Below are 9,942 nucleotides of genomic sequence, written 5' to 3' on the forward strand. Positions count from 1 at the left end.
CGTCGAGGCGTCTCGGCTCGCCGTACCAATGGGGCGCCTTCATGCCCGGCGTGCCCGACCTCACCGAGTTCCCGCACAAGAAGTTCGCCCGCATCCACAGCGCGCTGTGGCGCAATCCCGCGCCCGACCTGCTCACCTACGCCTACGGCGGCGGCCTGCCGGCGCTGCGCGAGGCGCTGGCCCAGCACCTGGCCATCACGCGGTCCATCGATTGCGATCCCGAGCAGATCCTCATCACCGAGGGCTCGCACCAGGCCATCGACCTCGTCACCCGCATCCTGGGCGACGCGGGCGACACGGCCTGGACGGAAGACCCGGGCTACTGGGGAGCGCGCAGCGTGTTCCACGCGCAACGGCGTGCGCACCGTGCCGCCTGCCCGTCGACGAAGAGGGCATGCGCGTGCCGGCCGACGCGGGCAGCGCGCCGCCGCGCTTCATTTTCGTGACGCCCTCGCACCAGTACCCCCTGGGGCCGGTGATGTCGCTGGCGCGCCGCCGCCAGCTGCTGGCCCTGGCGCGCCAGGCCGGAAGCTGGATCATCGAGGACGACTACGACAGCGAATTCCGCTTCTCCGGGCGTCCCATCGCCTCGCTGCTCGGGCTGGAGCCCGACGCGCCCGTCATCTACCTGAGCACGTTCAGCAAGACGCTCTACCCCGGCCTGCGGGTGGCGTACCTGGTGCTGCCCAAGAGCCTGACGGCCGCGTTCCAGGCGGCGCACGCCGAGCTGTACCGCGAAGGGCACCTCATGACGCACGCGGCGCTGGCGGCTTTCATTTCCGAGGGACACTACGCCGCCCACATCCGGCGCATGCGCATGCTGTACGGCAGGCGGCGCGCCATGCTGGTCAATCTCATCGAGCGGCGTCTGGGCGCCGACTGGCTCTACCGCGACGCCAGCCAGGCGGGGCTGCATCTGGTGCTGAACCTGCCGGACGGCATGGACGACCTGCGGGTGGTGGAAGAGGCGCGGGCGCGCGGCGTGCTGACGCGTCCGCTGTCGCGCTACTACGCGGGCGAGGAGGGACGCCGCTCGGGCCTGCTGCTGGGCTATGCCTGCGTGCCCGAGCACGACATCGCGCGCAAGTTCGAGGTGCTGCTCGACGCCCTGGCCGAAGTGGCGCGCCCCGCGGACCGCGTCTCAATACGCCCGTAGCGCCGACTGGAACGCCGCGGCGTTGCGCATGCCCTGGTCTTCGAAGTTGGTGTTGAACACGGCGTGCGCCTGCGCGCTTTCCCGCGCCAGCCGGACGAAGCGTTGCGCCAGCTCGGCCAGCTCCTCCTGCGAGTATTCGTACTGGAAACGGCCCGACGACGCCGCGCCCCGGGCGCCCCAGCGGCCGGCATTGCGCCCGTGCAGCCGCAGCAGCGTGAGATCGGGGTGCGTGCAGGCCCACACCGCGGGCACGTGTTGTCCACTCCTTGCGGCGCGTCCACCACGGTATGGGCCAGGCCCAGCTCGCGTTCCATGGCCAGCGTGTCCCGCGTGGGCGCGGCCGTCGAACCAGCTCGCGTGCCGGAACTCCACCGACACCAGGAAATCCTCCATGCGCCGCGCGCATTCGGCCACGCGCGCCAGCCGCGCGCGTCGCGCCGCACCCAGGGCGGAAACTGGAAATGCACCGCGCCCAGCTTGCCGGGCAGGCGCAGCGGCTCCAGGGCCAGCAGGAAGCGCCGCCACAGCTCGTCGCCAAGGTCGCCGGGCATGCCGTCGGCGTAGATGACCGGCGCCTGCCAGCCGGCGAGTTCGCGCCGCACGTCCGCGGGCAGAGCCGAGAGCGGGGTCTGGTGGCCGGTGAAGAGCCGGTAGGCTTTCACGTTGAAGACGAAGCCGTCCGGCGTGCGCTGCGCCCAAAGGTGCGTGGTCTGCGCGGTGGGCAGGGCGTAGAAGCCGGCGTCGGCCTCGGCCAGGCCGAATCGCGAGGCGTAGTGGCGCAGCCGGGCTTCGGGGGTGTGGGCGTGCGCGGGGTAGAAGCGCGCAGGCCAGCAGCGTGGGGTCGGTCCAGGAGGCGGTGCCCGTGAGCAGGCGCATGAGGGAGGTCGGACGAAATTCGGAAAATTCTGTATAAATATACAGTTCCCGGCTGGCGCGGAGCAATCCGCGGCCGGCCTTCCGGTTTCCGTTCCCCGGTTCCCGATTTCCTGTTTTCCGATCGACGGCCGCCCGCGGCCCGCCCCATGTCCGCTACCGATTTTCCGCCTTCCGATGCCGCGCTGGTCCGGCAGGAGCGCCCCGCAGCCGGGCGCCCCGCAGCCGGGCGCCCCGATTCCCGGCCCGGGTCGGCTGACCCTCTTGCCGAACTCAATCCGTCCCAGCGCGAGGCCGTCGAGCATGGCGCGGACGGCGGCATCGGGGAGAGCGGGCCGCTGCTGGTCATCGCGGGAGCCGGTTCCGGCAAGACCAATACGCTGGCGCACCGGGTGGCGCATCTCATCCTCAACGGCGCGACCCGTCGCGCATGCTGCTGCTGACCTTCTCGCGCCGCGCCGCGCAGGAGATGGAGCGCCGGGTGGGCGGGGTGCTGGCGCGCGTCATGCGGCTGCGCCCGGGCGCGCAGCCGCCCTCGCTGCCCTGGTCGGGCACGTTCCACAGCATCGGGGCGCGTCTGCTGCGCGATTGCGCCGGCCGCATCGGCCTGTCGGCGTCTTTCACCATCCACGACCGCGGCGACGCCGAAGACCTGATGGGCATGGTGCGCCACGAGTTGGGCCTGTCGGCCGCCAAGTCGCGTTTTCCGCTCAAGGGCACCTGCCTGGCGATCTATTCGCGGGTGGTCAACAGCCAGGCGCCGGTGGCCGAGGCGCTGAACACGGCCTTTCCCTGGTGCGCGCAGTGGGAAGACGAGCTCAAGTCCCTGTTCCGCGCCTATGTGGCCGCCAAGCAGGACCAGCAGGCGCTCGACTACGACGACCTGCTGCTGTACTGGGCGGAAATGATGTCCGATCCGGAGATCGCGGCCGACGTGGGCGCGCGCTTCGACCACGTGCTGGTGGACGAATACCAGGACACGAACCGCCTGCAGGCCGCCATTCTGCTGGCCATGAAACCCGACGGGCGAGGCTTGACGGTGGTGGGCGACGACGCGCAGTCGATCTATTCCTTCCGCGCCGCCACGGTGCGCAACATCCTGGATTTTCCCTCCCGGTTCGCGCGGCCCGCCCGCGTGGTGACGCTGGAGCGCAACTACCGATCCACCCGGCCCATACTCGATGCCTCCAACGCGGTCATCGGCCAGGCCGCCGAGCGCTACGCCAAGAACCTCTGGACCGATCGGGCCTCCAGCCAGCGGCCGGAGCTGGTGACGGTGAGCGACGAGGCCGGCCAGGCGCGCTGGGTGGCCGACCAGGTGCTGGCGCAGCGCGAGGCGGGCCTGGCGCTCAAGTCGCAGGCGGCGCTGTTCCGCTCGGCCAGCCATAGCGCCGCGCTGGAGCTGGAACTCACCCGGCGCGACATCCCGTTCGTGAAATTCGGCGGCCTGCGCTTTCTGGAGGCCGCGCACGTCAAGGATCTGCTGTCGGTGCTGCGCTGGGCCGAGAATCCGCGCGGCCGCATGGCGGGCTTCCGTGCGGCGCAGCTGCTGCCGGGCGTCGGACCGGCCACCGCCGGCAGGCTGATGGACGCCATGGCGGCCTCGGCCGAGCCCTTGCGCACCTTGCGCGAATTCAAGCCCGGCGCGGCCGCCCAGGAAGACTGGCGGGCCTTCGCCCGCACCTACGAAGCCCTGTGCGATCCGGCGCTGCGCTGGCCGGCCGATGTGGACCTGGCCCTGCGCTGGTATGCCACGCACATCGAGCGCCTGTACGAGGATGCCCGGGTGCGCAAGGCCGACCTGGACCAGCTCGTGCGCATCGCCGCCGGCTACCCTTCGCGCGAGCGCTTCCTGACCGAACTCACGCTGGACCCGCCCGACGCCACCAGCGACGAATCGGGCGCGCCGCTGCGCGACGAGGATTACCTGATCCTGTCCACCATCACTCCGCCAAGGGCCAGGAGTGGAAGGCCGTCTACGTGCTCAACGTGGTCGACGGCTGCATCCCGTCCGACATGAGCACCGGCTCGGCCGAGGAGATCGAGGAAGAGCGCCGCCTGCTCTACGTGGCCATGACGCGCGCGCGCGAGCGGCTGCAGCTCATCGTGCCGCAGCGGTTCTACGTGCACCAGCAGACCGGCATGGGCGACCGCCACGTGTATGGTTCGCGCACCCGGTTCATCACGGACGCCATGCTGCCCCTCTTCGAGCACCTGCCCAAGCCGCCCGAGCTGCCGTTCGGCCGGGGCGGCGCGTCGCGCCGCAGGCGCCGCGCATCGACGTCACGCGCCGCGTGCGCGACCTGTTTTCCTGATCCGGGCCGCGCCCTGGGCTATCATCGTCGGTATTCCACGCTGCGCAGGCGGGGGCCGAACGCCTGAGGTCGTCTATGCTCAAGGAAACCACCGAAGCACGCGAAGCCGCCGGGCAGGGCGGCGAAGTCGTCGCGTCCATCGCCTACGTCAATGGCCGCCGCGCCCGCGAAGTGCCGATCGACGAAGTGGGCGCCCATATCCGGCAGCCCGACGGCATGCTCTGGATCGGGCTGCGCAACCCGCGCCCCGAGCTGCTCGCCCAGGTGACGAGCCAGCTCGCGCCTGCACCAAGAACCAGGAAGAAATGCTGGAGCCGCACAAGCGGCCCAAGATCATCGACTACGGCAATATGGTGCTCATCGTCGCCATCACGGTCGAGGTCGAGGGCGACCGCCCGGCTTTCGGCGAAACCCAGTTCCTCATCGGCGACGGCTTTCTCGTCACCGTGCGGCGCGGCGCCACGGCGGGCCACAGCCCGCTGCGCGAGCGCCTGGAGGCTTCGCCCGACCTGCTCAAGCGCGGCAGCGACTACGTGGCTTCCGAGCTGCTGGACTGGCTGGTCGACCGCTACGTGGCGGCGGCGGGCAAGTTCGAGGCGGTGGTCGAGGGCGCGGAGCAGAAGCTGCTGATCCGCGGCGCCAAGGACGCCGATATCCGCAGGCTCTACCGGCAGCGCCGCGACCTGCTGCGCGTGCACACCGTGGTCTCGCCGCTGGCCGAGATCTGCCGCCGCCTGGCGCGGGTGGAAATGTCTTCGGTGGACGAGCTCGCGCGCCCATACTTCGGCGAGGTGGCCGACCGCGTGCTGCGGGTGGACGAGCTGTTCAATTCGCTGCGCGAGGCGCTGGCCTTCGCCTTCGAGGCCAGCCTCATGATCGGCCAGTCGGCGCAGAACGACATCACCCGCAAGCTCGCGTCCTGGGCCGCCATCCTGGCCGTGCCCACCGCCATCGCGGGCATCTACGGCATGAACTTCGAGTTCATGCCCGAACTCAAGACGCACTGGGGCTATCCCGTCACGCTGGGCGTCATCGCGGCGGCCTGCTCCTTCCTGTACTGGCGCTTCCGCAAGTCGGGCTGGCTCTAGGGCCGCCGGCGGGCGGCGCGGCAAAACGGCCGCTTCCGCGCCGCGCCGGACGCGGCTGTGGCACACTGCCAGCCGTTTTCCCCAGCCTGTCCACACGAGAAGGAGCCCGGCAATCTTGCGCGGCAAACCCCCATTCCGCAACGGCGGCAAGCTGACCGCCCTGGTCGTGGCGCTCATCCTGGCGGCGGCCGGCGCCCTGGTGAACCACCTGCAGCCGCGGGCGCCCGCTCCGCCGGCCGGCAGCCGGGACGCGGCGCCGCCGACGGCGTGCCCGCCGGCAGCTATACCCTCACGGGGCCCATCGTCAACGTGGCCGACGGCGACACCGTCACGCTGCGCGCGCCCGGCGGCCAGCGCCGCATACGCATGGACAGTATCGACGCGCCCGAGGAAGGGCATGGCGCGGAGCAGCCCGGCCAGCCCTACGCCGAGCCGCGCGCAGCACCTGGCCGGCCTGGTGGCGGGCAAGACGCTCACCGCCCAGTGCTACGAGCAGGACCAGTACGGGCGCGACATCTGCGCCCTGATTCTCGAAGACGGGCGTTCCGCCAACCGGCTCCAGGTGGAGGCCGGCTACGCCTGGGCCTATACCGCCCGCCAGGGCGCCTACCTGCGCGATCCCGCCATGCCCGGACTGCAGAAGGCCGCGCAGAGGGAGGGCAGGGGGCTGTGGGCCCAGAAACGCGCGGTCCAGCCCTGGAAGTGGCGCTACGACTGCTGGCGGCAGCGGCAGTGCGACGCCGCGCAATAGGGTGGCGCGCCGGTGCCGCGCCGGCGTCGATTGCGATATGCTCTCACTCGGCGTCCGACACCGCGGAAGTCGGCGGGCTCTCAAACCGCTACCAGAAAGGAAGCATTACGCATGCGTGTATCGAAGCGGCTCTGGGCGGCAGCCGTGTTGCTGCTGCTGGCGCTGTCAGGCTGCTCCCCGGAAAACACCCTGCACAGCCCCATCAACAGCCCCTATCCCGCCGGCGCCGAGGCCGGCAACACGCTCTATTCCGCGTTCGTCAAGCGCTCGCCCAAGTACCTGGACCCGGCCAGTTCCTATTCCGGCGACGAGACGCCCTACACCTACAACATCTATGAGCCGCTCTACGGGTATCACTACCTGAAGCGGCCTTACGAGCTGGTGCCGCGCGCGGCTGCCGCCATCGACCCGCCGGTCTACCTCGACGCCCGGGGCAGGCCGCTGCCGGCCGACGCGCCGGGCGAGCAGATCGCCCACAGCGTGTACGACATCCGCATCCGCCCCGGCATCCGTTTCCAGCCTCACCCGGCCTTCGCGCGCAGGCCCGACGGCTCCTACGCCTATTACCCGCTGTCGCCGGCCGATCTCGAAGGCAGGTACGCCATTCCCGATTTTCCCGAAACCGGCACGCGCGAGCTCACCGCCGACGACTACGTCTACGCTTTCCGCCGCCTGGCCAGCCCGCGCGTGGTGTCTCCCATCTACACGCTCATGGCCAGCTACGTGGAGGGAATGAAAGAATGCGGCGGACCGCCTGCGCCAGCGCGACAGGCCCTGCGCCGCGCCGCCCCGGAGGGCGCCGCGCCCTGGCTGGACCTGCGCGAACCCGACGGCTTCACCGGCGTGCAGGCGCTGGACGCCCATACGCTGCGCATCCGCGTCAAGGGCAAGTATCCCCAGTTCAAGTACTGGCTCGCCATGACCTTCACCGCGCCCGTGCCCTGGGAAGCCGACCGCTTCTACAGCCAGCCGGGCATGGCCGCCCACGATCTCTCGCTCAATACCTGGCCCGTCGGCACGGGCCCCTATATGCTGGTGGAGTCGCTGCAGAACCGCCGCCACGTGCTCGCCCGCAATCCCAACTATCACGGCGAGCCCTATCCCTGCGAAGGCGAGCCCGGCGACCGCGAGGCCGGCCTGCTGGCCGATTGCGGCAAGCCCACGCCCTTCATCGACCGCGCGGTGTTCAGCGTCGAGAAAGAGGCCATCCCGCTCACCGGCAAGTTCATGCAGGGCTACTACGACGTGCCCCAGATCGAGCGCGGCGAATACGGCGTGGCCATGCTGGTGGCCGCCGCCGACAGCGCCGACAAGGCGCGCCAGTACCGCGAGCACGGCATCAAGCTGCCCACCACCATCGAGACGGCGAACTGGTACATGGGCTTCAACTGGCTCGACCCCGTGGTGGGCAAGGGCGACACGCCCGAACAGGCCGAGAAGAACCGCAAGCTGCGCCAGGCGATCAGCATCGCCTTCGATTGGGAGGAATACGTCGCGGTCTTCGAAAACAGCCAGGCTTCGGTGGCTTACGGGCCGGTGCCGCCCGGGGTGCTGGGCTACCGCGAGCCCCCCGAGGGCATCAACCCGGTGGTGTACGACGTGGTGGACGGCAAGCCGGTACGCAAGTCCATCGACGTGGCGCGGCGGCTGCTGGCCGAGGCCGGCTACCCCGACGGCCGCAACGCCAAGACCGGCGCGCCGCTGGTGCTCTACTACGATTCCATGGTGGGCGGCGGCTCGAATCCGCAGTTCGACTGGATGCGCCGCCAGATGGCCAAGCTCGGCGTGCAGCTCGACGTGCGCGCCACCGACTACAACCGTTTCCAGGACAAGATGCGCAGCGGCTCCGCGCAATTGTTCTTCTGGGGCTGGAACGCCGACTACCCCGACGCCGAGAACTTCCTGTTCCTGCTCTACGGGCCGAACGCCAAGGCCAGGACCGGCGGCGAAAACGCGGCCAACTACCAGAACCCCGAATTCGACAGACTCTTCGAACAGATGAAGTACCTCGACGACGGCCCAGAGAAAGAACGGCTCATCGCGCGCATGGTCGCCATCGTGCAGCGCGACGCGCCCTGGATGTTCGGCTATTTCCCCATGTCGGGCGGCGCCTACCAGCAATGGGTGGGCAACGCCAAGCCCACCCAGATGGTGCGCAACACCCTGCAATACATGAAGATCGACGCCCCCTTGCGCCAGCGCAAGATCGACGAATGGAACCGGCCCGTCTGGTGGCCGCTGGGCCTGTTCGCGCTGCTGCTGGCCGCGGCGGTATGGCCTTCGTACGCCGCGCTGCGCCGGCGCGAGCGCCAGACGGCCTTTTCCGCGCCGGCGCGCGAGGAGGCGCCATGATCGGCTACGTTCTGCGCCGGTTGCTGTACGGGATGCTGATCCTGATCGGCGTCAACCTGCTGACCTTCGTGCTGTTCTTCGCCGTCAACACGCCCGACGACATGGCGCGGCTGTCCATCGGCGGCCAGCGGATCAGCCAGGACGCCATCGAGAAATGGAAGGCCGAGCGCGGCTACGACAAGCCGCTCTTCTACAACAGCGGCGCCCAGGGCGCGGCCCGCCTGACCGACACGGTGTTCTACCAGCGTTCCGTGCCGCTGCTGGCGCTGGAATTCGGCACGTCCGACGGCGGCCGCGACATCGGCCGCGAGATCCGCACCCGCATGGGGCCCAGCCTGGCCCTGGCCGTGCCCACCTTCCTGCTGGGGCTGTTCGTCAGCGTGATGTTCTCGCTGGGGCTGGTGTACTTCCGCGCCACGCGGCTGGATTTCTGGGGCGTGGTGCTCTGCGTCGTGCTGCTGTCCATCTCCAGCCTGTTCTACATCATCGCGGGGCAGTGGCTCTTCGCCAAGATGCTGCGGCTCGTGCCCTTTTCCGGCTTCGAGTGGGGCTGGGACGTCTCCAAGTTCCTGGCGCTGCCGGTGCTGGTGGCCATCGTGTCGCGCTTGGGGCCGGAGGCGCGCTTCTACCGCACGCTCTTCCTGGAGGAAATCGGCAAGGACTACGTGCGCACCGCCCGCGCCAAGGGCCTGGCCGAGCGCGTGGTGCTGCTGCGCCACGTGCTGCGCAACGCCATGCTGCCCATACTCACCAGCACCGTGGCGGCCTTGCCGCTGCTCTTCATGGGCAGCCTGATCTCGGAGTCTTTTTTCGGCATTCCGGGGCTGGGCAGCTACACCATCGACGCCATCAACGCCCAGGACTTCTCCGTGGTGCGGGCCATGGTGTTCCTCGGTTCCGCGCTGTACATCGTCGGGCTCGTGCTGGCCGACATCTCCTACACGCTGGCCGATCCCCGCGTCCGATTCGAGTAGCCGCCATGCCCAAGTTCGTTTTCCTCTGGACCGACGTCGCGCTCTGGCTCATGGCGCTGGGCGTGCTGCTGTATGCCTGGCGTGTGTCGCGCAGCCCCGCTTTGCGGTCCACCTGGGGCCGGGTGCGCGCGACACGCCCGCCATGTGCTCGGCCGTCGCTGGCCGCGTTCGCCATCGTGGGGCTGGCCGATTCCGTGCATTACCGCCCGCTGCTTCCGCCGCGCCCGGCGCGCCCGCCGACGCCGCGCCGGCCTATGCGCCCTCGGTCGCGTCAGTGCTCGACGGGCTGCTGTCCGGCACCGTGCTCACCCGCCCCGAAAAAACCTACTCCGAGCCGCTGGCCGTGCGCCAGTTCACCAAGGAAACCATGCTCATCGACGGCAAGCCCGTGCGCGATTTCCCGCTGCTGCGGGGCGCGGGCGCGCATCTGGCC

Annotated in this window: 2 protein-coding genes and 6 pseudogenes; 7 read left to right on the forward strand and 1 reads right to left on the reverse strand. The window is 69.9% G+C overall.

Annotated elements, in window-relative coordinates; all coding sequences use genetic code 11:
- Positions 1-1,156, forward strand: a pseudogene (locus tag AD428_RS26260) (PLP-dependent aminotransferase family protein); the annotation flags it as partial.
- Here the strand turns inward: AD428_RS26260 and AD428_RS29610 are convergent.
- Positions 1,142-2,268, reverse strand: a pseudogene (locus AD428_RS29610) (DUF72 domain-containing protein). The pseudogenes AD428_RS26260 and AD428_RS29610 sit on opposite strands and share 15 nt — an antisense overlap.
- On the opposite strand from AD428_RS29610, the pseudogene AD428_RS16860 reads away from it, so the two are divergent.
- From AD428_RS16860 to AD428_RS25280, 6 genes and pseudogenes are all read left to right on the forward strand, one after another.
- Positions 2,179-4,344, forward strand: a pseudogene (locus tag AD428_RS16860) (ATP-dependent helicase). The pseudogenes AD428_RS29610 and AD428_RS16860 sit on opposite strands and share 90 nt — an antisense overlap.
- A gap of 75 nt (positions 4,345-4,419) precedes the next feature.
- Positions 4,420-5,432 (forward strand): annotated as a pseudogene (locus AD428_RS16865) (magnesium and cobalt transport protein CorA).
- Between the two features lie 115 nt (positions 5,433-5,547).
- Positions 5,548-6,183: pseudogene (locus tag AD428_RS29615) on the forward strand (thermonuclease family protein).
- A gap of 111 nt (positions 6,184-6,294) precedes the next feature.
- Positions 6,295-8,535: an ABC transporter substrate-binding protein gene (locus AD428_RS16875; RefSeq protein WP_053245945.1), complete on the forward strand. Its 2,241-nt coding sequence runs from the start codon at positions 6,295-6,297 to the stop codon at positions 8,533-8,535.
- The gene (locus AD428_RS16880) at positions 8,532-9,509 is read left to right on the forward strand and encodes an ABC transporter permease (RefSeq protein ID WP_053245946.1); all 978 of its coding nucleotides are present in this window, start codon (positions 8,532-8,534) and stop codon (positions 9,507-9,509) included. The genes AD428_RS16875 and AD428_RS16880 overlap by 4 nt, the downstream gene beginning before the upstream one ends.
- A gap of 5 nt (positions 9,510-9,514) precedes the next feature.
- Positions 9,515-9,942 (forward strand): annotated as a pseudogene (locus AD428_RS25280) (ABC transporter permease); the annotation flags it as partial.

Source organism: Achromobacter sp. DMS1 (genome assembly GCF_001270295.1).

What these genes read in the sequence shown, in the direction of transcription:
- AD428_RS16875 (WP_053245945.1), top strand. Translation starts at nt 6,295, where the DNA reads ATGCGTGTATCGAAGCGGCTCTGGGCGGCAGCCGTGTTGCTGCTGCTG.
- AD428_RS16880 (WP_053245946.1), top strand. Translation starts at nt 8,532, where the DNA reads ATGATCGGCTACGTTCTGCGCCGGTTGCTGTACGGGATGCTGATCCTG.